Origin of the sequence: Pseudonocardia xinjiangensis (genome assembly GCF_012911925.1) — a bacterium.
Classification (GTDB): Bacteria; Actinomycetota; Actinomycetes; order Mycobacteriales; family Pseudonocardiaceae; genus Pseudonocardia; species Pseudonocardia xinjiangensis.
Genome location: NZ_JAAXKY010000018.1, coordinates 12528 through 38661 on the forward strand (window position 1 = coordinate 12528; position 26134 = coordinate 38661).

The window sequence follows — 26134 nt, forward strand, 5'->3', positions numbered from 1 at the left end:
CCCGCTCGCCGGTCATTCCTCCGGAGCCGACTTCCCCGCCAGCGCGGGCCACGCGCGGTGGACGATCGCCGCGACCGGAACGGCGACCACGGCGCCGACGAGGCCGCCCAGCACGGTCCCGGTGGCGAGCACGAGACCGATCGCCAACGGGTGCAGCCGCACGTACCTGCCGACGATCAGCGGCTGCAGCAGGTGCGCCTCGAGCTGGCCCTCGGCGATCAGGACCGCGATCAGGATCAGCCCCGCCAGCAGGCCCTGGGTGCCCAGCGTGACCACCACGGCCACGCTGCCGGCGATCAGCTCGCCCACGATGGGGATGAAGCTGCCGAGGAACACCAGCACGCCCAGCGGGATCGCCAGTGGCACGTGCAGCAGGGAGACCACGAGCCCGATCACGACGCCGTGGATGGTGGCGATGATCGCGGTGCCGTGGACGTACCCGGTGAGTGTCGTCCAGGCGATGTGCCCGGCCCGGTCCGCCCGGGCGGCGGCACGGGGCCGTAGCGGCCCGAGCAGCCAGCGCCACACCCGTTCACCGTCGTAGAGCAGGAAGAACGTGATGAAGACCGTCAGGACGAGAGCGGTGGCGATCTCCACGGCGAAGCCGGTGCCGGTGGTCAGGTAGGCGAGCAGCTGGCTGCGGTTCTCCTGCACCCACCGCACCAGGTCCCCCTGGAGCTCGGCCAGCTGGGGTTCGCCGACGCCGAGACGCGCCAGGGTGGCCCCGAGCTCGCGGATCGTGTGGAGGAACTCCCCGGTCAGCGACGGCAGCTCCTGGGTGAAGCGCAGGTCGATCAGCCACCCGAGACCGGCGAGGCCCAGTAGCGCCACGAGGAGGGTCAGCAGGGCCGAGAACGGCCCGGGGAGGCGACGTTGCAGGAGCACGGCCAGCGGGCGCACCAGCGCGGTCACGAGGAGCGCCACGACGATCGGCACGAGCACCAGCCAGAGCAACGCGAGCACCCGCACGACCAGGTAGGCCACGACACCCAGTACGAGCAGCCGCCACGACCAGCCGGCCGCCAGCACGAGGCTGCGCGGGACCCCTCGACCAGGTACCGGCCGAGACGACGCCGCTCCGCTGCTCCCAGCCGTTCGCGGAGATCGGAGCCGGGCCGCCCTGCGGTCGTTCATGCAGCCAGTTCACGCACCTCGGTCACGGTGTAGACCATCGATGAGCGGAAGCCCGCGCCGGTGCGCACCGGCGCGAGATCAGCCAGTTCCTCACCCCGGGCCGGGAACAGCTCGATCTCGCCGGTGCCTGCCCACACGTCGGCGACCTGCTGCCCGCTGGACACCATCATCACCAGCTCGTGCACGGCGGGCTTGTCGTACTGGCCTGCGGCCAGCTTCTTCGGGAAGCCCTGCACCCACCCGCGGGCCAGTGCCAGGTCGTTGTCGACGTAGATGTACGGGCACCAGGAGACCGGCTGGTCCTTCCACCCGGCGTCGACCAGCACGAAGAACTCGCGGTACTGGCTGCGCACCGGGTCGAGGTACTCCTCGTTCTCCCCGGAGAACTGCCAGTCGACGAACAGCGCCACGACGTGCCCGGAGGAGTCCAGGTCCGGGCTCAGCCCGTCCGGGAGTGTCGCCTCGGCCGCCGCCGGATCGGTCCAGAACTCCACCGCGACGATGTCACCCGCATAGTGCCACGGCGGAGCGGAAGCCAGGTTCGCGTCCCCGCGCGGCGACAGCGGAACCGTGTAGCCCTTCACCATGTGCACCTCCGGCGCAATGAATCGGCCTTTCCGGGCCGCCCAAGCCTGCCCACCGATCAGCCGCAGGACATCCCACATGCGGGGTATGGCCGGTCAGCCACGCCACTGACGAGGGCGTGGCCGACCGGCGATGAAGGGTCGAATCTCCCGCTCCCCAGTGGAAGGTCCGACCGTGGCTCAGGCACCCCGGAGGCCCAGTTGCCATTGAATCTGCCTGCGTAGCAACTCTCCGACATCACCCATGCGTGGTATTCGCCCGAGCCCAGGTCGGACGCACATATACGGTCGCCGGCATTGGTGCAGGAATGGCAATAGCGACGCAAAGGGCCGACCATGAATGTGCGGAACGGGCCCGAAGGCGCTCGGGAATGGTCGCGGTCAGCGGTAGAGCGTGACCTGAACCGGCGAGCCCGCGGCCAGACCCGTGGCCGCCTCCGGCACCACGAGGCAACCGTCGGCGCGGGTGAGCACCGACAGGAGTGCTGACGGGCCGAAGATCGGGGTGGCTGTGCCGTCCTGCACGGCGACCTGCACCACGTCGAGCCGGCCCGCGGCCGATGGCAGGTCCCGGGAGAGGCGGGCGGGGGTCGACGGCTCGGGCGGCGGCACCGGGCAGCCCGCGAGCCGCCACACCAGCGGCACGCCGACCAGCCGGAACACCACCAGCGCGGAGAGCGGGTTGCCCGGGAGCCCGATGAGGGGAACCCCGCTGCCGCACTCGGCCTTGCACTCCGCGAGCAGCGTGGGCTTGCCGGGCTTGATGGCGAGCCCGTGGCACCAGATTTCGCCCAGCGCGGCCACCGCACCTGCCGTCTCGTCGCGGGCTCCCACCGACGACCCGGCCGAGACCACCACGAGGTCCGCCTCGCGCAGCGTGTCGCGCAGCGTCGCCTCCAGCGCGCCGGCGTCGTCTGGCACGATCCCGGCGAGCACCGGCTCACCTCCGGCGTCCCGCACGAGCCCGGCCAGCGCCGACGCCGTGGCGTCGCGGACCTGGCCGGGACGCAGCTGTGCCGTGGACGGGGGCACCACCTCGTCGCCGGTCGAGATGATCGCCACGCGCGGGCGGGCGTGCACCCTGACCGTGGTGACGCCGGCCGCGGCCAGCAACCCCAGGTCGGGGGACCGCAGGGGTCTTCCGCCCGGCACCAGCGGCGCCCCGGCGGCCACGTCCTCGTCGGCACGCACGATCCCGTCGAGCGGCGCCACCGGCCGGGTCACCTCGATCGTGCCGGGCATCGTCTCGGCGGTGTGCTCCACCATGACCACGGCGTCGGCGCCGTCGGGCAGCACCCCGCCGGTCGGCATCGCGACACAGCCGCCCGGCCGCACGGCCACGGTGGGAGCCATGCCCATGCGGACCGCCCCCACCAGGTCCAGGTACGACGGCAGCCCCTCGGACGCGCCGTAGGTGTCGGCGGCGCGCACCGCGAAGCCGTCGACGGTGGACCGGGCGAAGCCCGGCAGCGCCGCGGCGGCGGCCACGTCCGCCGCCGGGACCCGGTGCAGGGCCTCGGCGAGCGGGACGTCCTCGAGCGCGGTGCGGCGGGCGGGCCGGAACCCCGCCAGCGCCTCCGCGACCGTGCGGGTGGTGAAGAACTCGCGGCCACTCACCTGTCTGGCTGAGCCGCCGAGCCGTTCGGCCTGGGCTGGTCGCGCGCCGCCGCCCCACCCTTGTCGATGCCGAGCACGCTCACGACCGGACCGAGGGCCACCTGCCCGAGCCCACAGATCGACGTCTTGCGCATGGCCTCCTCGAGCTGCAGGATCCGGCCGCGCTGCGTCTCGTCGAGCGTGGAGCTCCCCGACTCGATGACGCCCCGGAGCAGCTCGTGCGCCTTCGTCGACCCCACGCGGCACGGCACGCACTTGCCGCACGACTCGTTGCGGAAGAACCGCAGCACGTTGGTGGACGCCGCGAGCAGGTCGGTGCCCTCGGCCAGGACGACGAGCGCCCCGGAACCGAGCATGGTGCCCGCCTCCGCCGCGGTGCCGAAGTCGAGCCGCAGGTCGAGCTGGTCGGGGCCGATGAAGTTGGACGACGCCCCGCCCGGCTGCACGGCGCCGACCTCCGCTCCGCCCGTGACCCCGCCTGCGAGGTCGATCAGCTCGCGGACCGTGGTGCCCATCGGCACGCAGTAGACGTCGGGCCGCTCGACATGGCCCGACACGGCGAAGAACTTCCAGCCCACCGAGTCGCCGACGCCCTGGTCCTTCCACCACTGGGCGCCGCGCTGCACGATCACCGGCACGTCGGCGAACGTCTCCACGGAGTTGATCAGCGTGGGCCGGCCGTGCAGGCCGTAGTTGCCGGGGAACGGGGGCTTGTTGCGCGGCTCGCCGCGGTGGCCCTCCATGCACTCCAGCAGCGCGGTCTCCTCACCGAGGATGTAGCCGCCGGGGGAGACGAAGATGTCGATGTTCAGCCGGCGCCCGCTCCCACACGCGTCCGGCCCGACCACACCGGCGGCCCGCAGCGCGTCGATCTCCTCGCGGAGCACGTGCTCCTCGGGGCCGTACTCGTGCCGGATGAAGACCCAGCCCTCCTCGGCCCCGACCACGGCCATCCCGAGCAGCAGGCCCTCCAGCACGAGGTGGGGCTGCTGGGCCAGGATCTGGCGGTCCTTGAACGTGCCGGGCTCGGACTCGTCGGCGTTCACGATGGCGTACTTGGTGGTGCCGGGCTGGGCACCGCGGACCAGGCTCCACTTCTGCCCGGTGGGGAACCCGGCGCCACCCATCCCGCGCAGCCCGGAGTCCTTCAGCGTGGCCACGATGTCGTCGGCGTCGAGCTCGCCCGCGAGCAGCGCCCGCAGGGTGGCGTAGCGGCCGTCGACGCCCGACCCGGCCGGGTAGGGGTCGTTGGGCCACGGCTCGACACGGGTGGCCGCGGCGGCGTCACCCACCCCCGAACCGCGGGCGGCGTCGACGAGCTCGTCCACCTCGGCGACGGGAGCCGGCCGCTCGTTCACCGCCACCGCGGGCGCACTGTCGCAGCGCCCCAGGCAGGACACCTCGACGAGCTCGACGTCCGCGTCGGCGCCGTAGCGCTCGCGCAGCTCGGCCGTGCGCGCCTCGCCGTCGCGCAGCCAGCACGGCAGGTCGTGGCAGACGTGCAACGCCACCTTCACCGGCGGCTCGGTGCGGAAGTGCGGGTAGAACGAGATCAGGCCCTCGATCTCGTACCGGGGCCTGCGGGCGTCCCGGGCGAGCTCCTCCAGCTCCTCACGGGGCAGCCAGCCCAGCCGGGCCTGGATCGCGTTGAGCGCCGGGATGAGCGACGGTCCGGGGAACTTCCCGGCCCGTGCCTCCACACCGGGGACCCGCTGGGAGCGGACCTCGGCCGCGCGGTCGGACAGCTCGGTCATGCACGTGCTCCTGCGGTCGACGGGGTCTCAACGTGCGCTGCGCCGAGGGCCTCGACCTGCACCGCGCAGAACTTGAACTCGGGGATCTTGCCGGTGGGGTCGACCTCGTCGATCGTCAGGAGGTTGGCCGCCGCCTCGCGGAAGTGGAACGGGATGAAGCAGTTGCCCAGCTGCTCGCGGTGCGAGATGCGCACGAGCAGCTCGATCGCGCCGCGCCGCGACCGCGCCCGGACCATCTCCCCGTGGGCGAGCCCGCGGTCGGCGGCGTCCTTCGGGTGCATGTACACCTCGGCGACCGGGGAGATCGCGTCGAGGGCGTAGGACCGCCGCGTCATCGAGCCGGTGTGCCAGTGCTCCAGCAGCCTGCCGGTGTTGAGCACGAGCGGGAACTCGCTGTCGGGCAGCTCCCGGGGCGGCAGCCACTGCGCAGGCACCAGGTGGGCCAGTCCGTCGTCGGTGTTGAACTTCTCGTCGAACATGACGACGGTGCCGTCGGTGTGCTCCGGGTCGTCGTTCGGGTAGAGCTTCCCGGACAGACCGAGGTTGTCGTACGCGAGGTTCTTGTACGACGGCATCAGCGCCACCATCTCGTCGAACACCTCGCTGGGGCTCTCGTAGTTCCAGTCGAGCCCGATGCCGCGCGCGATGTCCTGCACGATCTCCCAGTCCGGCCGGGCCTGGCCGGGAGGGTCCATCACCTTGCGGCCGAGCTGCACCCGCCGGTCGGTGTTGGTGTACGTACCGTCCTTCTCCAGGTAGGAGGTGGCGGGCAGGATCACGTCGGCGAACTCGGCCGTCTCGGTCAGGAAGATGTCCTGGACGACGAGGAAGTCCAGCGCGGAGAGCGCCTTGCGCACCTTGTTGATGTTGGGGTCGGACAGGAACGGGTTCTCCCCGAGCATGTACATGCCGCGGACGCCGCCGGGCTGCAGTACCGACTTGATGATCTCGGTGACCGTCAGGCCGCGGTTCGGGTCGAGCGTGGTGCCCCACGCCTCCTCGAAGTGCCGCCGGGTGGCCTCGCGGTCGACGCCCTGGTAGTCGGGGTAGAACATCGGGACCAGCCCGGCGTCGGACGCGCCCTGCACGTTGTTCTGGCCGCGGAGCGGGTGCAGGCCGGTGCCCGGCCGCCCGACGTTGCCGGTGATCGAGCACAGCGCGATCAGGCAGCGGGCGTTGTCGGTGCCGGTGGTGTGCTGGGAGATCCCCATCCCCCAGTAGACGACGCCGGCGTTCGCCTCGCCCCACGTCCGCGCGACCTCGCGGATGAGGTCGGCGTCGACGCCGGTGATCTGCGCGGCGCGCTCCGGCGGGTAGTCGGCCACGGTGCGCGCGAGCTCGTCGTAGTTGGACGTGCGGCCCGCGATGAACTCGCGGTCGATCAGCCCGAGGCGGATCACCTCGTGCATCACCGAGTTGTAGAACGCCACGTCAGTGCCCGGCTTGAGCTGGACGAAGATGTCGGCGTGCTCCGCCACGGTGGACGCGCGCGGGTCGACGTAGATGATCTTCGTGCCGCGCCGGCGGGCCTGCTTGAAGAACGAGCTGGCCACGGGGTGGTTGGCCGTCGGGTTGGAGCCCGTGATGATCACGACGTCGGCGTTGGCGACGTCCCCGTAGGTGGTGGACACCGCGCCGGAGCCGACGCCCTCGAACAGCGCCGCCACCGAGGAGGCGTGGCACAGCCGCGTGCAGTGGTCGACGTTGTTGGTGCCGAACCCGGTGCGGATCAGCTTCTGGAAGAGGTAGGCCTCCTCGTTGGAGCACTTCGCCGACCCGAACCCGGCGATCGCGCCGGGGCCGCCCTCGGCGTGGATCTCCTTCAGGCGCCGGGCGATGAGGTCGAGCGCCTCCTCCCAGGTGGCCTCCCGGAAGTAGGGCAGCACCTCGTCGTAGTCGACGAGCCCGCCCGGCTTGCGGCCACCGCCGCGCTTCCCGCCCGGGTCGTCCTTGCGGCCGCCGCCGCTGCGGTTGCCGCCGTCGCCGCCGCGGCCCCGGTCGTTGGTCGCCCCGGTGGCCGAGCCCTTGCCCTCGCCGCGCACGTCGGCCGACAGCGCGCTCTTCGGGTAGGCGGAGTCGATGCGGATCAGCGGCATCGTGAGCCGCTGCGGGGAGGCGGCGTAGTCCCAGCCGTAGCGGCCCTTGACGCACAGCCTGCTCTGCGAACCGGGCTGGTCGCGGCCCTCGGCGAAGGCGATGGCGCCCCGCTCGCGGTCGACGTAGTAGGTGAGCGCGCAGCCCACGCCGCAGTAGGGGCACACCGAGTCGACCGCGTCGAGCTTCTCGCGCGGCTGGATCGGGATGTTGCGGATCGACTTGTTGGTGAGCGCGCCGGTCGGGCAGGCCTGCACGCACTCGCCGCACGTGACGCAGGAGCTCGCGCCCATCGGGTCGTTCAGGTCGAACGCGATGCGCGTGGAGTAGCCCTTGCCGGAGCGGCCGATCACGTCGTTGCCCTGGATGTCGTCACAGGCACGCACGCACCGGTCGCAGAGGATGCAGGCGTCGTGGTTGACGTCGATCACGGGGTTGGACGAGTCGACCCCGCGTCCCGACCCGCACGGCAGGTCGGTGGTCTCGCGGGCGACGCCGAACCCGTCGGCCAGCGAGAGCAGCAGGTTGTCGCCCGTGGTGGTCTGCTTGGGGTCCTCGGCGCGCGGCGGCTGGTCGGACACCAGCAGCTCGGTGAGCGTGGCGCGGTTGCGCTCCAGCTCCGGGGTGGAGGTCTTGACCTCCATGCCGTCCTCGCAGGGGCGCACGCAGGCCGCCGCGAACACGCGCCCGCCGGTGTCCACCACGCACATGCGGCAGACACCGACGGGGTCGTAGCGCTCGTTGTGGCAGAGCACCGGGATGTCGACGCCGACCTGCTTCGCCGCGTCGTAGATCGAGGTGCCCTCCTCGACGGTGACCTCCCGGCCATCGATCGAAGTGGTGACCGTGCGTAAGCTGGTTGCCGGTTCCTGCACCGCTGTCATCCTGGGCCTCCATCGGTCAGGTACGTGACACCGACCTTAGTCGACTGTATGCAATCCGCGCATCCCCGGCCTAAACCGACCGGGTTGCCACAATCGAGACTAGTTGCACCGGCACCGGACGGCTCCCCGCGAGGCCGGAAATCATGGCAGGAGCAGGCCCCAGTACGCCGCCCACGGCACGAAGGCCGCACCTGCCGCGAGCAGCACGCCGAGCCGTGCCCGGTCCCCGCCGATCCCGGCCCGTCGCCGCTTCGCCACCACGGCGCCCGTGGCGATCCCGGCCCCGACCGCGACGACGGCGAGTAGCTGAAGAGCCAGCCACGCGACAGGTCGCCCGACGAGCAGTGGACCCGGATCCACGGTCCGGCCCGCGGTCACCTGGAGGAAGCCGAGGTAGCCGAACATGCCCACCACGGCGGTGAGCCCGGCACCGGCCAGCACCCGGGCCGGCCAGGCCGCACGGGGCCCGGGCCTGCCGCGCAGCCGCCGCCAGCCCGCGGTCAGGCCGAACCCCGCGAAGCCGGCCAGCATCAGGGCCACCACACTCAGCTGCACCCCAACTGACTCGTACCAGGCCAGTGGTGCGACCTCCACCGTCGGCCGGGTCTGCTCACCGGTGCCCGCCACGGAGGTCGGGGGCGGCCTGCCGTCGGCGACGTCCGCGATCCAGGACGACACCAGGTCCACATAGCCCGGAGCGAACTGGCCGCCCTTGTCGAACCCGGTGGACGTCGTGCGCAGCGAGTGCTCGGCGCCCTCCACCGTGCGGAGCGTGTAGTGCCGGTTGCCGGCCTGGTCGAGCGCCGCCCGGTACGCCTGCACGCTCTCGACGGGCGGGGTGAGCCGGTCCTGCGCGCCCCAGATGCCGAGCACGGGCAGCGTGCAGCTGCGCAGCGGAGGGCCGGGGTCGTAGTAGGGCTCGGGGAACATGCCCATGCCCGTGATCAGCCGGTAGGGCGTGCGGGCGTGGGCGTCGACGAGCGACCCCCGCACACCGGCGTGCTCGATCTTGATGGTGTCGGCCCAGCTCTGCTGGCGCAGCGGCGCCACCCCGTTGGCGCCCACCACCACGAGGAACGCGATCTCGGGCGAACGCGACGCGGCCAGCGGTGCGACCCAGCCGCCCTCGCTGAACCCCATGACGCCGACCTGGGCCGGGTTCACCTCCGGGCGCCGTCGCAGCTCGGCGGCGGCGGCCACGGTGTCCTCGGCCAGCCGGGTGTACGAGCGCTGCAGGAGCGAGTAGCCCTGCGTGCGCTTGTCGTAGGTCAGGGTGGCGACGCCGGCACGGGTCAGCGCCTCCGCCTCGGCGCGGTACTTCTCCCTCGGGCCGGGTCCGGCGCCGTGCACCAGCACCACGCCGGGCAGGCCGGGCCGGGCGGCCGTGGGCACGCGCAGGGTGGCCGGGAGGACCAGGCCGTCGCTGGTGGGGATGCGCAGTTCGGTCTCCTGGACGCCGGCCGGCGCCGGCGGTGGTGGTGGCGGGGAGGGGAGGGTCGGCGCCCCGGGCAGCACGATGGCTGCCGCGGCAGCCAGTGCGGCGAGTGCGCGTCGATAGGGCGGCATGGTCGGGCTCCTCGGCTTGCAGCGGATAGTGTGCAAAGAAATCTGTGCACATGGAACTCTGCTAGCTTCGGCGCCGTGGTGGATCAGGGAGAACCCCGAGAACTCACCGATCCAGCGGCCCTGAGAGCGTTGGGGCATCCGCTGCGGCAGGCGATCCTGCGCCGGCTGCGCCGCACCGGCCCGGCGACCTCGACGTCGCTGGCCCGCGAGCTGGGCGAGAACACCGGTGCCACCAGCTACCACCTGCGGCGGCTCGCCGAGCACGGGTTCGTGGAGGAGGTCCCCGAGCGCGGGCGCGGCCGGGAGCGCTGGTGGCAGGCGCGCTCCGAGGACCTGCGGTTCCCGCCGCGCAGCCGGATGTCCGAGGAGGTGCGGGCGGCGTTCGACGAGCTCGGCCGGCTGAACGTGGCCGACGACGTGGCGGCGTTCGCCCGCTTCCAGCGCCGGCGCGACGACCTGGGCGAGTGGGGCGACGCCCTGCTGTTCGCCCGCGGTGCCCTGCGCCTCACCGCGCCGGAGCTGCGCCGGTTCTGGGAGGACTACATGGCTCTCTACGAGCGATACGCCCGTGCCACCGACCCGCCGGGCGAGGACGCCCGCCGCGTCCTGGTGCGGTTCGTGGCCTTCCCCGACGTGGAATGAGCGGTCCTCGCCGGCGGGGCCGGTCGGTCGTCAGCGCAGGCGGTACCAGGTCCCCTCCGCGCTCGTGCGGTACCGCACGTAGTCGCGCGCGAGGACCTGCTGCAGGTCCTGGCCGCGGTCGGCGACCCACTCCCTGGCGTCTGCGTCGACCATGACGACGGCGGGCTCGACGGCGCCGACCTCCGTGGCGACCTCCCGCCACTGGCCGTCCGTCATCAGGTCGTAGGTCCAGCCGTCGAACCGCACGACGAGCGGGGCTCCGGCGAGCATGTTGTAGAGCGGGTCGCCGACGACGTACAGGCTGCCCCCGGCCCTCACCCCGGCCGCGGCGAGCTCGGTGCGGATCGTGTCGTACCCGGCCACCCGCTCGTCGATCCGGTCCCGGCTCGCCGCGGTGAACCCGCCGCCGTCGAGCACGGTCGGGAGTGCCCAGCTCGCGGCGTGGGCGAGCATGGGCAGGCAGAGCGCGGCCAGGAGCACGGCCCACCGGCCCCACAACCGCGGGGCGAGCACGTCGAGCCTGCGCAGCGCGAGCACCACGAGCGGGGCGCTGACGAAGTACCACTGGTACCACCAGGCGAACTGGGTGGCGATCGCCAGCACGTCGAGCAGCACGAACGCGCCCATGGCGAGGTCGAGCGGATCCCGGCGGCGCCAGGCCGTGGCCGCCTGCCAGGCGGCGAGCACCACGACCGGGAACATCCACAGGACGTACCGGCCAAGGCCTTCGAGCACGCGCGCCGGGTCGCGGGATCCCGGGGCCGATCCCATCTCGAGGGCCTCGACGAGCCAGACGTGCAGGGCCGCGCCGAACGCGCCCTGCGTGGCGAGCCAGGCCAGCGTCAGACCCACCGGGACGAGCGCCGCCGCGACGACCACGGGCACCGCGGCGAACCGCCTGCGGCCACCGAGATGCAGCACGAGGTACACGAGCAGGGCCAGCCCGACCACGCCTGCGAGCAGCAGCTTGAACACGCCGACGACGCCGACGCACAGCCCGGCGAGCACGATCCGCCGCCAGGTGGGGGCCCGCCGCGGCTCGGCCGCGACCAGGGCGAACGCCCCGGTCGCAGGCACCAGGCAGAGCATCTCCAGCTGGCCGAAGTCGCCCGGGCCCGCGGCGAGCAGCAGCACCGCCGTGGCGAGCGCGGTCAGCATCCGCCGCACCCACGGGGTGGTGAGCCTCCCGCGCAGCAGCACGTGGACGCACGCCCCGAACGCGAAGGCCGCGACGACGTCGAGGGCCCGGGTACCGATCTCGCCCAGCCCGGTGAGGTCGGCCAGCCCGTACCAGAGGAACACGCCGGGCTGCTTGATGTCCCAGATGTCGGTGTAGAGCGCCTGCCCGTGCAGGATCTGCCGGCCGATCAGCGCGTACACCGCCTGGTCGCCGCGGAACGGCCAGGTCACGACGATCCAGCTCAGTGCGCCGAGAACGATGAGGGTGAGGGTGACCTCGGCTCGCCGCCGCTCCGCCCGCCGGTGGCGCCCGCGCCCCGGTCGCGTCCTGGGGGACGTGCTGCGGATCGGCCCACCGGCCGGTTCCATGGCCGGCACCCGGATCGGGCCCGTGACGGGGTCGAGGCCCCGCTGCAGCGGTATGTGGGAGCCCGGGCGTGCTGCCTGCCGGAGCGCCACCGCCGCGCCCTGGCCCGCGGACGCCCGTTCCACAACCGTGGATCTGTCCTGCTCCATGGGTCTCCCGATCTCGCCGGCGGTGCCTCTCCCGGGATCGGTGCCTGAGAATCCACCGTTTCGAAGATCGGTCCGAATGACCGAGGGATCACCTGACCGTACGAGCGCGGCGCCCGTCTCCTTTGTCCGGATGGAGACCTGCGGACCTGGTGGGCGGGGTGCGGGCGCAAAACGGACACGATCACGCATCGGCGACAACCTGAGAGCGGACGCACCGATCGCCGAGCCGCTGTGCTCGTCGCAGGATCCGGGGACCCTGCGACGAGCACACCCCTCGGCGCGAACGGCCTTGCGGCCGCTCCTCTCAGCCCGCGGCCAGCGCCACCGGGACGGCTCCCGGCTGGTCGAACTGCGTGCTGTGCAGCTCGGCGTAGCGGCCGTTGCGGGCTATGAGCTCGGTGTGAGTGCCCCGCTCCACGACCTGACCGGCCTCCAGCACGAGGATCTGGTCGGCGGCGCGGATCGTGGACAGCCGGTGGGCGATCACGAGTGCGGTGCGGCCCTGGAGCGCCTCGCCCAGCGCCTCCTGCACCGCCGCCTCAGAGGTGGAGTCGAGGTGGGCGGTGGCCTCGTCGAGCACCACGACCCGGGGCCTGGCCAGCAGCAGCCGGGCGATGGTGAGCCGTTGGCGCTCCCCGCCGGAGAGCCGGTAGCCGCGCTCACCCACGACGGTGGCGAGGCCGTCGGGCAGCGACGCCACCAGGTCGGCGAGGCGGGCCCGGCGCAGCACGTCCCACAGCTCCTCGTCGTCGGCCTCGGGGCGGGCGAGCAGCAGGTTGGCGCGGATCGACTCGTGGAACAGGTGGCCGTCCTGGGTGACCAGGCCCAGTGCACCCCGGATCGTGTCGAAGGAGAGGTTGCGGACGTCGACGCCGCCCAGCCGGACCGCTCCGGCGTCGACGTCGTAGAGCCGGGGGAGCAGCTGCGCGATCGTGGACTTGCCGGCGCCGGACGAGCCCACCAGCGCGATCATCTGCCCGGCCTCGGCGGTGAACGACACGTCGTGCAGAACCTCCTCGCCGCCCCGGCGGTCGAGCTGGGCGACGTCCTCCAGCGACGCGAGCGACACCTTGTCGGCGGCCGGGTAGGAGAAGCGCACGCTGTCGAACTCCACCGACAGCGGGCCGTCGGGCAGCGGCAGCGGGCGGGCGGGCTCCGCGATGAGCGGCGGCAGGTCGAGCACCTCGAACACCCGCTCGAAGCTCACCAGCGCACTCATCACCTCGACCCGGGCGCTGGCCAGCGCCGTGAGGGGTGCGTAGAGGCCGGTGAGCAGCAGGGCGAGCGCGACGACGTCGCCGGCAGCCATCCCGCCGGTGATCGCGAAGTAGCCACCGAGCCCGTAGACCAGCGCGAGCGCCAGCGCGGAGACGAGCGTGAGCGCCGTGACGAAGACCCACTGCACCATCGCGGTGCGCACGCCGATGTCACGCACCCGGGCGGCCCGGGCGACGAACTCCCGCGTCTCCTCGGCGGGACGGCCGAACAGCTTGATCAGGGTGGCGCCCGGCGCGGAGAACCGCTCGGTCATCTGGGTGCCCATGGACGCGTTGTGGTCGGCGGCCTCCCGCTCGAGGTGGGCGAGCCTGCGCCCCATGTGCCGGGCCGGGAGGACGAACACCGGCAGCAGCACGAGCGCCAGCAGCGTGACCTGCCACGACAGCGTGAGCATCACGATCAGCGTGAGCGCGAGCGTGACGAGGTTGCCGACCACCCCGGACAGGGTGTCGCTGAACGCCCGCTGGGCACCGATCACGTCGTTGTTGAGCCGGCTGACCAGTGCACCGGTGCGGGTGCGCGTGAAGAACGCGATCGGCTGGCGCTGCACGTGGTCGAACACCGCGGCCCGCAGGTCGAGGATCAGCCCTTCACCCAGCGACGCGGAGAGCCAGCGCTGGATGATCCCGCTGATGGCCACGGCCACCGCGATGACCGCGATGAGCCCGGCCAGACCGACCACCGTGCCCAGCGGGCCCCGGTTGACGATGGTGTCGACGACCCGGCCGGCGAGCACCGGCGTGGCGACCGCGAGCACCGCGCCGACGATGCTGACCAGGAGGAACGCCCCCATCCGACGGCGGTGTGGCCGCACGAACGCGACGATCCGGCGCAGGGTGGCCATGGAGAACGGCCGTTTCTCCTCCTGCGCGTGTGCTGCGTGGTACATCGACTGCCACGCGACCATCTCCATGCTCATGAACTGCTCCTCGCTCCGGTCGCGGCACCCGCTGTGCACACGTAGGACATGGGGAACCGCCGGAACTCATCGGTGCGGCACCACTTCGCGTCGTGAGTGTGGCGAACCGGTCCGACAGTTTCGTCCGGTTTCCCGTGTCCTGACCGACACTAGAAGCTGAAGTCAGGTTGAAGTCAACTGCCCCGCCACCCTTGACCGGCACGGCCCCGAGCGGGACGATTGTGATCTGCGTTACAGAACACTCGGGGAGTTGTCATGACCGAGGTGGAGCGCACGGCCAATACCCGCCCGCTGGGCGTCAGCAGACCCGATCTCGCCGTGGTGGACCTCCCCACCCCGGAGGAGGTGTTCCGGGTCCCGCGGATCGGTGCCCGCCAGCTGGTGATGTACGTGGTGGGCCCGAGCCTCATCGTGCTCGGGATCTCGATCGGCAGCGGGGAATGGCTGCTCGGACCGCAGGCGGTGGGGCAGTACGGGTTCGTCGGCGTCGGCTGGGTGATCGTGGTGTCCGCGGTGCTGCAGACCTTCTACAACGTGGAGTGCGCCCGCTACGTGGTGGCCACCGGGGAGGCACCCGTGGTCGGCTGGGGTCGGGTGCCGCCCGGCAAGGCGCTGTGGATCCCGCTGTCCGTCTTCGTGGTGATCTTCGCGTTCATCGCGGGCGGCTGGGCCGCATCTGCGGGCCAGGGCCTCTTCGCGCTCGTCAACGGGCGGGTCGCGACCGCTGCCGAGGTGCAGCAGACCCGCTGGTACGCCATCGGGCTGCTGGTCGTGGTCTTCCTCATCACCGCGGCGGCCCGCCGGATCAGCAGGGCGTTGGAGCTGTCCAACTGGGCGATGGTGGGCTTCATCCTGGTCGCGCTGGTCGTCATCGATCTGGTCGTCGTTCCGTGGAGCGTGTGGTGGGAGGGCATCCGCGGGTTCGTCACGCCGGCGGCCCCACCGGCGGGAATCACCGCCACTCAGCTCGGCGCGCTGGCCGGGTTCACCGCGCTGGCGTCGGGACTGAACTGGTACGTCATGGGCCACTACCGCGACAAGGGCTACGGCATGGGCCATCGCACCGGCTACATCGCCGGGATGCGCGGTGGGCAGCGCGAAGTGCTGTCGGTGGGCGTCACCTTCCCCGACGACGAGCGCAACACGAGCCTGTGGCGGCGCTGGTACCGGCTCCTGATGGTGGACATGTGGGGCGTGTTCTTCGTCGGGGCGATGCTGGGAATGCTGCTCCCGACGGTGCTGATGTCGCAGGCGGTGGCGTTGTCGGGCGAGCAGCCCACCACGGCCAACGTACCGACGTTCGTGGCGAGCGCGCTGCAGCCCGAGTACGGCTCGGGCATGTTCTACCTGCTGCTCCTGCTGGGCGTGCTCATCCTGTTCTCCACCCAGCTGGGGATCTTCGAGGCCATGGTGCGGGTGGTCACCGATGCCGCGCCCGCGGTGAGCCCGCGCATGCGCGCGCTGATCGAGGGCGACCCACGGCGCTTCTACTACCCGTTCATGATCGTGCTGCTGGTGGCGATATCGGCGATCCTGCACCTCGCGGTGCCGGTGACGCTGGTCCAGTTCTCCGCGAACATGTCGAACCTCGGTGCGCTGATCTACCCGTTCCTGCTGATCTACCTGAACAGCAGGCTCCCGAAGGCGGCCAGGCCGCGGCCGTGGCACTACGTGATCCTGCTGCTCAACTTCCTGTTCTTCGGGTTCTTCTTCGTCAACTTCGTCGCCGACGCCTTCGGCGACCCGCTGATCACGTTCTGACGGCAGGCAGTACCGAGGTGGCCGTCCCTGTCGTCAGGGGGTGAGCAGCAGGTCCGCCACGTCGGAGGGGTCGGGGCGGCCCTCGACGTCGAGGCCGCGGCCGGTGTAGTAGCCCTCGACCATCGAGCGCAGGCGTTCCGCCGTGAGCGTCGCGGTGCGGCCGGAGCCCAGCTCGAGCGGCGTGTCGAGCATGCGCCGGGGGAGCGTGTCGTCGTCGGTCGTGGCGCCCTCCCGCAGGTTGAACACCCGCTTGGCCAGCACGATCCGGCGGGCCACCGCCCGCAGCTCGTCGGCGGTGACGTCCCATCCGGTGACGGACCGCAGGAGCGTCGCCCACTCGTCGAACGGCTCGGTGAACACCCCGCGCAGGAACTTGCAGAGGATCATCGAGTCCATCACGGCGGCGCGGTCCTCGGTGCCGATCGCGGCGGCGACGTGCGCGGAGCCGCCGGTCAGCCGGTCCAGGTCACCCGACAGGTCGGCCTCGTAGGCGCCGGAGCGGTTGTGGTCGGCCCCTCGCGCGTTGACCGCGAGCCCCAGCGCCATCGACTGCAGCGACCGCGGCTCGTACCCCGGCAGCTCCAGGCCCTTGACCTGGGGTGCGAAGTCGATCGACCCCTGCCCGACGACCGATGCGGCCGCGCGCGAGCCGAGGGACAGCAGCTCGCCGAGCCCGTCGGACCGGGAGCCGATCAGGTCGAGCGCCCGCAGCAGCGCGGGGCCGTCGCCGAACCTCAGCCACGGCGCGTCGATCAGGCCGCGCTCCACGCACTCCATGGCCCACGCGATCGTGCCGCCCGCCGAGATCGTGTCGATGCCGAGCTCGTCGCAGCGGGCGCTGGCGGCGAACACGTCGTCGGGGTCCGACACCCCGCACAGGGGGCCGAGCGCGAACACGTTCTCGTACTCCATGCGCTGGCTGCCCCCGCCCTTGCGGGAGTAGATGTGCTCGCAGCCGATGGAGCACGACGCGCAGCTGTTGCGGGCCACCCCGCGCATCTCGTGCAGCTCCTCGGCGGCCAGCCGGGGCGCCTCGGCGAAGGTGGCGGCGGTGAAGTTGCGGGTCGGGAGCGTGGACACGGCGTTGAACGCCAGCAGGTTGGCCAGCGTGCCCAGCTCGCGGTACTTGGCGGTGGCCGGGCCGAAGCTGCGCTCGCGCAGGCTCTTGGCTGCGGCGAGCACCGCAGCGGGATCGGCGACGTCCACCCTCGTACCGGCCTTGACCAGCACCGCCTTGATGTTCTTCGCGCCCAGCACGGCACCGAGGCCGCCGCGCCCGGCGTGCCGCCCGTCGTGGCTGATCGTGGCGTACCGGACGCCGCGCTCCCCGGCGGATCCGATCGCCGCCGTGCGCCACCCGCGGCCGAACCGCTCGCGCACCGCCGACTCGGCCTCCGCCGCCGGCATCCCGGCGAGCTCGGGCGCCGCCTCGAGACGAGCGCCCGACGCGTCGACCAGCACCACCGACAGCTCGTCGGCCCGCCCGCGCACGACGATGGCGTCGTTGCCGGTGAGCTTGCCGGAGATCGCGAACTGGGACGACGCCAGCGCGTCGGTGATCATCCCGGTCAGCGGCGACTTGGCGAGCACCGCGAACTTGGCGCTCGTGGTCAGCGGGGTGCCCACCAGCGGTGAGAACACGAACGCGAGCGGGGCCTCGGGAGCCAGCGGGTCGACGCCGGGGGGAGCGAGCCGGTGCAGCAGCCAGGTGCCCAGCCCGACCCCACCGAGGTACGCGCGGAGGACCTGGTCGTCCAGCTCGAGTGGTGTGCCTGTGGCGCCGGCGCCGCTCACGTCGACGACCATGGCCCGTCCGAAATATCCGCCTGCCGTCATGGTGAAGACTGTATGCCGATGTTGGCGCCGCTGCTCGCGCGTTCGGTGCCGGGGGACGGGTCAGCCGCCCGCGTCGGCGGACAGGAAGGCGACCGTGTCGCCTGCCACCAGCGGCATCTCCGCGTCGCGGGTGATCTGGTCGCCGTTCAGGGCGGCGACGACGTGCCGGTCCAGCGGTAGCCCGACGGCGGCCGCCGCGGCGCCGAGAGTGGCCGCCTCCACCACGGTGGGGCCGCGCTTGCCACCGGACGCGAGCGCCCCGAAACGCTGGACGGTGATCTCCGGGGCGGGCCGGGCCCGCGCGACGCGGTAGTCGTCGGGCTCGTTGACGTTCAGCACCGAGTCCAGCTCCGGGTCCAGCGCGCGCAGCCGGGGGTCGGCGAGCAGGCCGGCGTCGTCGATGCGGCGCACCCGGCAGTGGTCGAACAGCATCGCGAGCTTGAGCTGCCCGTGCGTCACCATCCCGGCGACGACCGGCGCGAGCGCCGTGCGGTACGCGGCCGCCAGCGGCTGGCGGTGCCCGCCTGCGTGCGGCAGCACGACGTCGACCTCGGCGTCGAGCGCGGACAGCACCCGCCGCACGTATGCGGGGTGCAGGAACGGCAGGTCGGTGGAGCAGACGAACGCGATGCGCGCGCGGTCCGACAACGCGGCGAGCCCGATGGCGATGCCCTGCATCGGCCCGCGGCCCTCCACGGGGTCGTCCACCGTCTCGACACCCGCCGGCAGTGCGGGAAGGGCCTGGCCCGGCGCCCGGACCACGACGACCGGCCCGTCGACGGTGCGCGCCAGCAACCCGGTGGTGCGGCGCAGCAGGGTGGAGCCGTGCCATTCGAGCGCGGCCTTGGACTCACCCATCCTCGAGGAGCGGCCGCCGGCGAGCACGATCCCCGCGGCCGACCCGTCGTCGGGTGCAACGCTGTGGCTGCTCACCCCCACGATCGTAGGCGGTGCGACGTCCGGTGGAGATCACCGATGTCTGAGAGCCTTGTCCGCGGGTACGGCTGCACTGCCCGGCACCCACCCCCGTGCGGCATCGGCAGAACGAGACAGAGGAGTTGGCGTGACGACGACCGAGCACCCCCGCCGTGGTCGCGGCACCGCGATCGGCGAGGGTGTCACCTGGGCAGCGCGATGGAGCCTGCGGCTGCTCCTGGTGTCCGCGGGCGCCTGGCTGATCTGGATGGTGATCGGGCTCCTGTGGTCCGTCATCTTCCCCGTGATCCTCGCCGTGATCGTCTCGACGGTGCTGTGGCCCCCTGTCGGGTGGCTGCGCAAGCACCACTTCCCCCCGGCGCTCGCGGCGGCCACGGTGCTGCTCGCCGGGCTGGTCGTGCTCGCCGGGCTCATCGCATTGATCACCACGTCGGTGGCGGGCAGCATCCCGGAGATCACGCAGAGCGCCAGCAGCGGCATCCAGTCGATCCAGCAGTGGCTGTCCGGGCCGCCGCTCAACCTCGCCCAGGGCCAGCTCGACGAGGTGCTGCGGACCGCGACCACCGAGCTGCAGCAGAGCATCTCGGCGATCACCACGAGCGTGCTCACCGGGATCGGGAGCGTGGCCTCCGGTGTGATCACCGCGGTGCTGACCGTGGTGCTCGTGTTCCTCTTCCTCAAGGACGGGCCCCGCTTCCTGCCGTGGCTGCGGGCCGTGGCGGGCGAGGGCGCGGGCGGTCACATGGCCGAGGTGCTGCGCCGGGTCTGGAAGACCGTTGCCGACTTCATCCGCGTGCAGGCGATCGTCGCGCTGGTGGACGGTGTCCTGATCGGACTGGGCCTGCTGATCCTCGGGGTGCCCCTGGCGATCCCGCTGGCCGTGCTCACGTTCCTCGGCGCGTTCGTCCCGATCGTCGGCGCGATCGTGGCCGCCGCGCTCGGCGTGCTGGTGGCGCTGGTGAGCAACGGGTTCACCACGGCGCTGATCGTCCTGGCGATCATCGTGGTCGTGCAGCAGCTGGAGGGGAACGTGATGCAGCCGATCCTGCAGGGGCGCAGCCTCCGGCTGCACGCCGCGGTCGTGCTGCTCGCCGTCACCGCGGGCGGCACCCTGTTCGGCATCGCGGGGGCGTTCCTGTCCGTGCCGGTGGCCGCCACGGGCGCGGTGGTGCTGCGCTATCTGAGCGAGCGGATCGACGCGCGGGCATCGGGTGCGTCACCGCCGCCACGGGTGGATCCGCCGTTGGAGACCGTGCAGACCGTCCTCGCGATGCCGGGTGGCCTGATGCCGGACGGGTCGGCGCCCGACCCGGACGCTCCCGTCCCCACCGCTCCCGCCACCCACACCGAGGACGTCGCCCCCGAGGACGAGGCCGAGGCCTCGAAGAAGGACGAGCAGCGCAGCTGACGCCGCCCCGTTGCAGCAAAGCCACTTTCACGCAACGAGGTTGCCGCAACGTGGCTTTGCTGCAATCCCCCGGGCGCGCAACCCCGTCGACGGCGGCTGTTGCCGGCATGGGGCAGTATTTCTCGTGTGCGCGTCTACCTCGGTTCCGACCATGCAGGCTTCGAGCTCAAGGCCCATCTGGTCGCGCACCTGACCAGCCTGGGCCATGAGGCGATCGACGTGGGGCCGGCCACCTACGATCCCGAGGACGACTACCCGCCGTTCTGCGTGGAGGCGGCCCGGCGGACCCTCGCCGACCCGGGCACGCTCGGCGTCGTCGTCGGCGGTTCGGGCAACGGCGAGCAGATCGCGGCCAACAAGGTGCCCGGCATCCGGGCCGCGCTCGCCTGGAGCGTCGAGACCGCGACACTGGGCCGTCAGCACAACGACGCCCAGGTCGTCGCCGTGGGCGCGCGGATGCACACCCTCGACGAGGCGGCGGAGTTCGTGGCCGCGTTCGTGGCCACCCCGTTCTCCGGGGAGCCCCGCCACCAGCGGCGCATCGACCTGCTCGCCGACTACGAGCGCACCGGCACCCCGCCCCCGCTGCCGCCCGGTCAGGTCCCGGCTGCCCCGTAGCAATGCCCGAAGGCCACACGCTCCACCGGCTCGCCCGCCTGCACCGTCGCCGCTTCGCCGGCCTGCCCGTGGCCGTGTCGAGCCCGCAGGGCCGCTTCACGGCGAGCGCCGCCGTTCTCGACGGCCGGGTGCTGGTGCGCGCCGAGGCGCACGGCAAGCACCTGTTCCACCACTACGGTCCGGATCTGGTCGTGCACGTCCACCTCGGCCTGTACGGGCAGTTCAGCGACGAGCCGCTGCCGGCGCAGGCCCCGCGTGGCCTCGTCCGGATGCGGATGGTCGGAGCCACGCACTACGCCGACCTGCGCGGACCCACGGCGTGTGAGCTGATCACCGCGGCCGAGGCGAGGGCGATCCGCGCCCGGCTCGGTGCCGACCCGCTGCGTCGCGACGCCGACCCGGACCGCGCCTGGGAGCGGATCTCCCGCTCCCGCGCCCCGCTGGCCACCCTGCTCATGGACCAGTCCGTGATCGCCGGGGTGGGCAACGTCTACCGCGCCGAGGTGCTGTTCCGCCACGGGCTCGACCCCCAGTTGCCCGGCCGCGCGCTGGACAGGACGCAGTGGGACGCACTGTGGGCCGACCTGGTCGCCCTGATGCGCGCGGGCGTGCGCCGGGGCCGGATCGACACCGTCGCCCCCGAGCACGACCCGCGCCGCACCGGCCGCGCGCCCCGCCAGGACCGGCACGGCGGGGAGGTCTACGCCTACCGCCGCGCGGGCAGCCCCTGCCTGGTGTGCGGCACGCCGATCGCGCACGTCGAGCACGCGGCCCGGAACCTGTTCTGGTGTCCCACCTGCCAGCCCGCGGTGAGCGCCTGACCCGCAGGTCAGTCCGCGAGCAGGGCCGTGAGCTCGGCGGGCGCGGTGATCATCGCGTCGTGGCCTGCGGCGATCTCGTCGAGCCGCCAGGACGGGTCCGCGCCCGCGGCGGCGGCGAACCCGGCGAAGCTGTCGTGGCCGGGCTTCACCGTGCAGTGGACGAAACGGCGCGGCACCTCAGGCACCGGGCCGGACGGCAGCGGGTCGGCCAGTGCGCGCAGGGGGTGCGGGCGCAGCCGGGGTCGCACCCAGTCGCGGTCGGCGGGATCGGTGACGGCCCAGCCGTCCATCCCCGTGTCCGGGTCCAGGACGATCCGGTCCAGCGCGTCCACGACGGAGGTGAAGAACTGGCGGCGTTGCGGGGCGAGCGTGTCCAGGATCGACTGCCCGGGCTTCGGCACGAACGCGTCGAGGTACACGAGCTCGCGGAGCCGGTGGGCGCAGCGCTGGGCCACCCCGGTGATCACCGCGCCGCCGGCGCTGTGCCCGACGAGCACCACGTCCTGCAGGTCGTCGATCTCCAGCACCGCCACGACGTCCTCGACGTGGGTCTGGAGGCCCGTGTCGGGGCCGTGGAGGTGAGCGCGGTCGCCCACTCCGGTCAGGGTCGGGGCATGGACCTCGTGCCCCTTCTCCACCAGCAACGGTGTGACCCGCCGCCAGCACCAGCTGCCGTGCCACCCGCCGTGGACCAGGACGAACGTGGTCATGAGCGCCGACCGATCATGGCGACCATTGTGCGCTCGTCACCACTTCGGGGGCCCTGGCAGGCTTCAGCGGTGCCGACGGAAGCCCGGACCACGGACAGAGTCGCCCGCTATCTCTATCTCGCCCGGCACGGTGAGGCCTCGGCCGACGAGACCGCGCTGACCGAGAAAGGCCGCCGCCAGGCCGTCCTGCTCGGCGAACGGCTCAGGAGCACACCGCTGTCCGCCATCCATCACGGGCCGCTGCCCCGAGCGGAACAGACTGCCCGGCTGATCGGCGAGCAGTGTGCCGACGTCCCGCTGCGCTCGTCGGAGCTCGCGGGGGACTACCTGCCCTACCTGCCGCAGACACAGGAGCTGCCCGAGGACGCGGCCGGCTCCCTGCTCGGCTTCCTCGCCGGCTTCACGGAAGCAGAACGCGAGCACGGCCCCGCGCTGGCCACGCAAGCGCTTGCGGCGTTCACCGGACCGGTCGAGGGCGACCGGCCCCGTCACGAGCTGGTCGTCACCCACAACTTCCTCGTCGGATGGCTGGTACGAGCCGCCCTCGACGCGCCCGAGTGGCGCTGGATGGGCCTCAACCACGGCAACGCCGCTCTGACGGTGATCCGCTACGCGCCCGGCAGGCCGTCCTCCGTGCTCGTTCACAACGACATGCGGCACCTGCCCGCCCACCTGCGCTGGACCGGATTTCCCCCCGAGATCCAGGTGTGACGGCGTTCGTCACCCCTGCTGGTGGACCCTCGATCGGCTGGTTCTGACGGGCAGCTCGGCCATCGCGTTCACCAGCAGGGAGGGATGGCGGGCGGGGTCGGCCGCCCCGTCGGCCAGGTGCAGGTCGGGGAAGCGGGCGAGCAGCGAGCCGATCGCGATGCGGCCCTCGAGCCGCGCGAGAGGTGCACCGAGGCAGTGGTGGATGCCGTGGCCGAACGCGAGGTGCTGGGCGGCTTCGGCGCGGGCGATGTCGAACCCGCCGGGGTCCTCGAACCGGGCCGGGTCGCGACCGGCCGTGAAGAGCACCGGGACCACCACCTCGCCTGCGGGGATCGTGACGCCGCCGACGTCGACGGGTGTGGTGGTGACCGACGGGATGGCCACCTGCAGCGGCGGGTCGTACCGGAGCATCTCCTCGATCGCCACGGGCAGCCGATCCGGCTCCGCGCGCAGCAGTTGCCGTTGCTCGGGATGCGAGAGCAGCGCGTGCGTACCGAGGACGATCAGGCTGGCCGTCGTCTCGTACCCGGCCACCAGCAGCAGCTTCACCATCGACGTGAGCTCGTCCTCGGAGAGCCGATCGGTCCCGTCGCGCACGGCGATGAGGTCGGAGAGCAGGTCGTCGGCGGGAGCGGCCCGCTTCTCCGCGATGAGCCCGCGGACGTACCCGACCAGCTGCTCCACCGCGTCGACGTAGGTGTCCGCGGGATACACCGAGCCGTTGATGACGATCGTGGTCCAGTCCCGGAACGCCTCCCGGCGCTGCTCGGGCACCCCGAGGAGCTCGGTGATCACGGCGATCGGCAGGGGGTAGCCGAACACCGCGGCGAGGTCGACCGGCTCACCGGCGCGTCCGGCGGTGGCGACGTCGTCGAGGAGCGCGTCGGTGATCGCCTGGATCCGGGGCGCCATCGTGTCGATCCGCCGACGCGTGAACGCGGCCGACACCAGCCGCCGCAGCCGGGTGTGGTCCGGGGGATTGCTGGTGAGCATGTGCGTGTTCTGCGCCGCGTTGAGCTCCGCGGGGGTCTGGTCGAAATGCGGACCGCCGGGACGCTTCGCGATGCCGGGGTGGGCCAGCAGCGCCCGGGCCTCGGCGTACCCGGAGACCAGCCACACCCGGACACCGGTGAACAGCACGGTCTCCTGCACCGGACCGGACGCCGTCAGCTGCTCGTAGGCGGCGCGGCGGGCAGAGGTGGTGGTCTCGGTGAAGGGCGATGGGCCCGTTCCGACCGTCATGATCGCCGACGCTACCGCCCCGCGCGGCGCCGGAGCGACCATCTCGCCCTGGTCAGAAGTCGCCGAACCCGCCGCCGCCGAAGTCGCCTCCGCCGTCGAAGCCGCCGAAGTCGCCGCCCCCCGGATCGCCCCCGTCGATGCCGCCGCCGTCGTCGCCCCCGACGTCACCCTGGGCGTCGTCGTAGCCGGCGCCGTCGGAGAACCCATCGGCGTACGCCACGCCTGCCATGCCCGAGAACATCGCGCTGAACAGCAGTGCCGAGCCGATCCCCCAGGCGCCGGCGACCAGGGCCGGGCGCCACCACGGCTCGGAGTACCAGCCGCGCGGCACCGGCCGACCGGCGACGTCCCCGCCGGGGTAGTAGTGCCGGTTGCGCTCGGACGGTGCGGGGGAGGCGCTGTAGGAGTGGCCCTCGAGCTCCACGTCGCGCTCCTCGGTGACGGCGCCCGCGCGCTGCTGCCCGGGCAGCGGGGGCAGCTCGGGTCCGGGATCGAGGTCCATCGCGGTGCGGGCCGCGCGCACGTAGTAGAGGCCCTCGTAGGCGGTCTCGGTGACCTGCCTGGTCTGGGTGGTGCTGCGCGCCTGCTCCATCTGGGAGCCTGCCGCGGTGTAGCGCTCGGCGGCGTCGGCCAGCGCCTGCTTCGCCGCCTCGTTGGTGCCGACGAGGTTGAGCACCTGCCCACCCAGCCGTTCCACCCAGCGTCGTGCCTCGGACTTCGCGTCCTCGAGCTCCCGCTCCCGGGCGGCCGCGCGCTGCCGGATGAGCCAGGCGGCGCCCGCCACGATCAGCACGAGGACGACCACGGTGAGGATCGTTCCCGCCATGCCAACCAACTCCCTCATAACGCCTCAAGCTGGACAACGCCGGTAGGAAAGGCATCGTTCCCCTAGGCTCCCATCGTGGGAGACCCCAAGGCGATCGACTGCTGGATGACCGACATGGACGGCGTGCTCGTGCACGAGGGCAGGCTCATCCCTGGAGCCGACGCGTTCGTCTCGCGGCTCCGCGAGGTCGGCAAGCCGTTCCTGGTGCTCACCAACAACTCCATCTACACCCCACGTGACCTGCAGTTCCGGCTGCGCACGAGCGGTATCGACCTGCCGGTGGAGTCGATCTGGACCTCCGCGCTGGCCACCGCCACGTTCCTCGACGACCAGCGGCCGCAGGGCAGCGCGTACGTGGTGGGCGAGGCCGGCCTCACCACGGCGCTGCACGAGATCGGCTACGTGCTCACCGACAACTCGCCCGACTACGTGGTGCTCGGGGAGACCCGCACGTACAGCTTCGAGGCGGTGACCACGGCGATCCGGCTGATCGCGGCAGGCGCCCGCTTCGTCGCCACCAACCCCGACGCGACCGGCCCGTCCAAGGACGGGGTGCTGCCGGCCACCGGTGCGGTGGCCGCGCTGATCAGCCGCGCCACCGGCGTCAGCCCCTACTTCGTCGGGAAGCCCAACCCGCTGATGATGCGGGCGGCTCTCAACCGGGTGCAGGCCCACTCCGAGACCACCGTGATGGTCGGTGACCGCATGGACACCGACATCGTCGCGGGACTGGAGGCCGGGATGCGCACGATCCTGGTGCTGACCGGGATCATGCAGGCCGACGAGATCGACCGCTTCCCCTACCGACCGTTCCGCGTCGTGCCCTCGATCGCCGACCTGGTGGACGAGATCTGAGTCATCGTCACGCTGCAAACCCCCCGGTCACAGCGGTACGGCTACTTGCGGCCCGGAAAATGACAGGCTTGTGATTTAGCATCGGTCGCATGGACACGTCGAACACAACCGGCTGGTGGAACTGCCTGGGCTGCAGCGTCGAGGTGGAGCTGCCGGTCACTGCAACCTCCGGGTTCCAGGTGCCCTGCCCCGACTGCGGCGAGGCCATGACCGAGCAGTGGCAGTGGGACGCCGCCGCCTGAG

At 72.3% G+C, this 26134-nt stretch carries 21 protein-coding genes; 8 read left to right on the forward strand and 13 right to left on the reverse strand.

Features of this window, described 5'->3' with window-relative positions; all coding sequences use genetic code 11:
* Nucleotides 1-12 precede the first annotated feature (12 nt).
* The 6 genes from HF577_RS08290 to HF577_RS08315 all read right to left on the reverse strand — a co-directional run bounded on the left by HF577_RS08290 (nucleotide 13) and on the right by HF577_RS08315 (nucleotide 9633).
* A complete protein-coding gene (locus tag HF577_RS08290) occupies nucleotides 13-1029 on the reverse strand; it encodes an AI-2E family transporter (protein ID WP_169395169.1) in 1017 nt (338 codons plus the stop codon).
* Nucleotides 1030-1130: 101 nt separating this feature from the next.
* Nucleotides 1131-1721, reverse strand: a complete 591-nt coding sequence (locus HF577_RS08295) for an acetoacetate decarboxylase family protein (protein ID WP_169395170.1) — start codon at nucleotides 1719-1721, stop codon at nucleotides 1131-1133.
* A gap of 378 nt (nucleotides 1722-2099) precedes the next feature.
* Nucleotides 2100-3335: a molybdopterin-binding protein gene (locus HF577_RS39640; RefSeq protein ID WP_169395171.1), complete on the reverse strand. Its 1236-nt coding sequence runs from the start codon at nucleotides 3333-3335 to the stop codon at nucleotides 2100-2102.
* Nucleotides 3332-5089, reverse strand: a complete 1758-nt coding sequence (locus HF577_RS08305) for an NAD(P)H-dependent oxidoreductase subunit E (protein WP_169395172.1) — start codon at nucleotides 5087-5089, stop codon at nucleotides 3332-3334. Before HF577_RS08305 ends, HF577_RS39640 begins: the two co-directional genes overlap by 4 nt.
* Nucleotides 5086-8067, reverse strand: coding sequence for a formate dehydrogenase subunit alpha (gene fdhF, locus HF577_RS08310; protein ID WP_169395173.1), 2982 nt, complete (start codon nucleotides 8065-8067; stop codon nucleotides 5086-5088). The genes HF577_RS08305 and fdhF overlap by 4 nt, the downstream gene beginning before the upstream one ends.
* A gap of 141 nt (nucleotides 8068-8208) precedes the next feature.
* A complete protein-coding gene (locus tag HF577_RS08315) occupies nucleotides 8209-9633 on the reverse strand; it encodes an alpha/beta hydrolase family protein (RefSeq protein WP_169395174.1) in 1425 nt (474 codons plus the stop codon).
* A 129-nt stretch (nucleotides 9634-9762) separates the two neighbouring features.
* On the opposite strand from HF577_RS08315, the gene HF577_RS08320 reads away from it, so the two are divergent.
* Nucleotides 9763-10275 (forward strand): ArsR/SmtB family transcription factor, encoded by a 513-nt coding sequence (locus tag HF577_RS08320; RefSeq protein WP_246266077.1) that lies wholly within the window; start codon nucleotides 9763-9765, stop codon nucleotides 10273-10275.
* Between the two features lie 30 nt (nucleotides 10276-10305).
* On the opposite strand, the gene HF577_RS08325 is transcribed toward HF577_RS08320, so the two are convergent.
* Complete coding sequence (locus tag HF577_RS08325) at nucleotides 10306-11970, reverse strand: hypothetical protein (RefSeq protein WP_169395175.1); 1665 nt, start codon at nucleotides 11968-11970, stop codon at nucleotides 10306-10308.
* Nucleotides 11971-12274: 304 nt separating this feature from the next.
* Entirely contained in the window at nucleotides 12275-14137 is a 1863-nt protein-coding gene (locus tag HF577_RS08330) for an ABC transporter ATP-binding protein (protein WP_246266085.1), read from the reverse strand.
* A 285-nt stretch (nucleotides 14138-14422) separates the two neighbouring features.
* Here HF577_RS08330 and HF577_RS08335 point away from each other — a divergent pair, with 285 nt between their 5' ends.
* On the forward strand, nucleotides 14423-15928 hold the full coding sequence (locus tag HF577_RS08335; RefSeq protein ID WP_169395177.1) for an Nramp family divalent metal transporter: 1506 nt from the start codon (nucleotides 14423-14425) through the stop codon (nucleotides 15926-15928).
* A gap of 33 nt (nucleotides 15929-15961) precedes the next feature.
* Here the strand turns inward: HF577_RS08335 and HF577_RS08340 are convergent, their stop codons facing one another.
* Nucleotides 15962-17764, reverse strand: a complete 1803-nt coding sequence (locus HF577_RS08340; protein ID WP_169395178.1) for an aldehyde ferredoxin oxidoreductase family protein — start codon at nucleotides 17762-17764, stop codon at nucleotides 15962-15964.
* 60 nt (nucleotides 17765-17824) lie between these two features.
* The gene (locus tag HF577_RS08345; RefSeq protein WP_211173962.1) at nucleotides 17825-18697 is read right to left on the reverse strand and encodes an NTP transferase domain-containing protein; all 873 of its coding nucleotides are present in this window, start codon (nucleotides 18695-18697) and stop codon (nucleotides 17825-17827) included.
* 130 nt (nucleotides 18698-18827) lie between these two features.
* Between HF577_RS08345 and HF577_RS08350 the strand changes: the two genes are divergently transcribed.
* The 3 genes from HF577_RS08350 (at nucleotide 18828) to HF577_RS08360 (ending at nucleotide 21547) form a co-directional block, all read left to right on the forward strand.
* On the forward strand, nucleotides 18828-20108 hold the full coding sequence (locus tag HF577_RS08350; RefSeq protein WP_312859013.1) for an AI-2E family transporter: 1281 nt from the start codon (nucleotides 18828-18830) through the stop codon (nucleotides 20106-20108).
* Nucleotides 20109-20234: 126 nt separating this feature from the next.
* On the forward strand, nucleotides 20235-20726 hold the full coding sequence (locus HF577_RS08355) for a ribose-5-phosphate isomerase (RefSeq protein ID WP_169395179.1): 492 nt from the start codon (nucleotides 20235-20237) through the stop codon (nucleotides 20724-20726).
* A 2-nt stretch (nucleotides 20727-20728) separates the two neighbouring features.
* Nucleotides 20729-21547: an Fpg/Nei family DNA glycosylase gene (locus tag HF577_RS08360; protein ID WP_169395180.1), complete on the forward strand. Its 819-nt coding sequence runs from the start codon at nucleotides 20729-20731 to the stop codon at nucleotides 21545-21547.
* Between the two features lie 8 nt (nucleotides 21548-21555).
* Here HF577_RS08360 and HF577_RS08365 read toward each other — a convergent pair whose 3' ends face one another.
* Complete coding sequence (locus HF577_RS08365; RefSeq protein ID WP_169395181.1) at nucleotides 21556-22257, reverse strand: alpha/beta hydrolase; 702 nt, start codon at nucleotides 22255-22257, stop codon at nucleotides 21556-21558.
* Nucleotides 22258-22326: 69 nt separating this feature from the next.
* On the opposite strand from HF577_RS08365, the gene HF577_RS08370 reads away from it, so the two are divergent.
* Nucleotides 22327-22968: a histidine phosphatase family protein gene (locus HF577_RS08370; RefSeq protein WP_312859014.1), complete on the forward strand. Its 642-nt coding sequence runs from the start codon at nucleotides 22327-22329 to the stop codon at nucleotides 22966-22968.
* Nucleotides 22969-22977: 9 nt separating this feature from the next.
* On the opposite strand, the gene HF577_RS08375 is transcribed toward HF577_RS08370, so the two are convergent.
* Entirely contained in the window at nucleotides 22978-24210 is a 1233-nt protein-coding gene (locus HF577_RS08375; RefSeq protein WP_169395183.1) for a cytochrome P450 family protein, read from the reverse strand.
* 52 nt (nucleotides 24211-24262) lie between these two features.
* Nucleotides 24263-25036 carry a hypothetical protein gene (locus tag HF577_RS08380; RefSeq protein WP_169395184.1) on the reverse strand — a complete coding sequence of 258 codons (774 nt, stop codon included), beginning with the start codon at nucleotides 25034-25036 and terminating at the stop codon, nucleotides 24263-24265.
* A gap of 114 nt (nucleotides 25037-25150) precedes the next feature.
* Between HF577_RS08380 and HF577_RS08385 the strand changes: the two genes are divergently transcribed.
* Together HF577_RS08385 and HF577_RS08390 are read left to right on the forward strand one after the other, a co-directional pair.
* Nucleotides 25151-25891, forward strand: coding sequence for an HAD-IIA family hydrolase (locus HF577_RS08385; RefSeq protein WP_211173972.1), 741 nt, complete (start codon nucleotides 25151-25153; stop codon nucleotides 25889-25891).
* 89 nt (nucleotides 25892-25980) lie between these two features.
* Complete coding sequence (locus tag HF577_RS08390) at nucleotides 25981-26133, forward strand: hypothetical protein (RefSeq protein WP_169395186.1); 153 nt, start codon at nucleotides 25981-25983, stop codon at nucleotides 26131-26133.
* Nucleotide 26134 lies beyond the last annotated feature (1 nt).

Excerpts from the sequence above, each read along its gene's own strand:
- HF577_RS08295 (WP_169395170.1), bottom strand. The coding sequence starts at position 1,721 with ATGGTGAAGGGCTACACGGTTCCGCTGTCGCCGCGCGGGGACGCGAAC.
- HF577_RS08305 (WP_169395172.1), bottom strand. The coding sequence starts at position 5,089 with ATGACCGAGCTGTCCGACCGCGCGGCCGAGGTCCGCTCCCAGCGGGTC.
- fdhF (WP_169395173.1), bottom strand. The coding sequence starts at position 8,067 with ATGACAGCGGTGCAGGAACCGGCAACCAGCTTACGCACGGTCACCACT.
- HF577_RS08315 (WP_169395174.1), bottom strand. The coding sequence starts at position 9,633 with ATGCCGCCCTATCGACGCGCACTCGCCGCACTGGCTGCCGCGGCAGCC.
- HF577_RS08325 (WP_169395175.1), bottom strand. The coding sequence starts at position 11,970 with ATGGAGCAGGACAGATCCACGGTTGTGGAACGGGCGTCCGCGGGCCAG.
- HF577_RS08330 (WP_246266085.1), bottom strand. The coding sequence starts at position 14,137 with ATGTACCACGCAGCACACGCGCAGGAGGAGAAACGGCCGTTCTCCATG.
- HF577_RS08335 (WP_169395177.1), top strand. The coding sequence starts at position 14,423 with ATGACCGAGGTGGAGCGCACGGCCAATACCCGCCCGCTGGGCGTCAGC.
- HF577_RS08340 (WP_169395178.1), bottom strand. The coding sequence starts at position 17,764 with ATGACGGCAGGCGGATATTTCGGACGGGCCATGGTCGTCGACGTGAGC.
- HF577_RS08360 (WP_169395180.1), top strand. The coding sequence starts at position 20,729 with ATGCCCGAAGGCCACACGCTCCACCGGCTCGCCCGCCTGCACCGTCGC.
- HF577_RS08365 (WP_169395181.1), bottom strand. The coding sequence starts at position 22,257 with ATGACCACGTTCGTCCTGGTCCACGGCGGGTGGCACGGCAGCTGGTGC.
- HF577_RS08375 (WP_169395183.1), bottom strand. The coding sequence starts at position 24,210 with ATGACGGTCGGAACGGGCCCATCGCCCTTCACCGAGACCACCACCTCT.
- HF577_RS08380 (WP_169395184.1), bottom strand. The coding sequence starts at position 25,036 with ATGGCGGGAACGATCCTCACCGTGGTCGTCCTCGTGCTGATCGTGGCG.
- HF577_RS08385 (WP_211173972.1), top strand. The coding sequence starts at position 25,151 with ATGGACGGCGTGCTCGTGCACGAGGGCAGGCTCATCCCTGGAGCCGAC.
- HF577_RS08390 (WP_169395186.1), top strand. The coding sequence starts at position 25,981 with ATGGACACGTCGAACACAACCGGCTGGTGGAACTGCCTGGGCTGCAGC.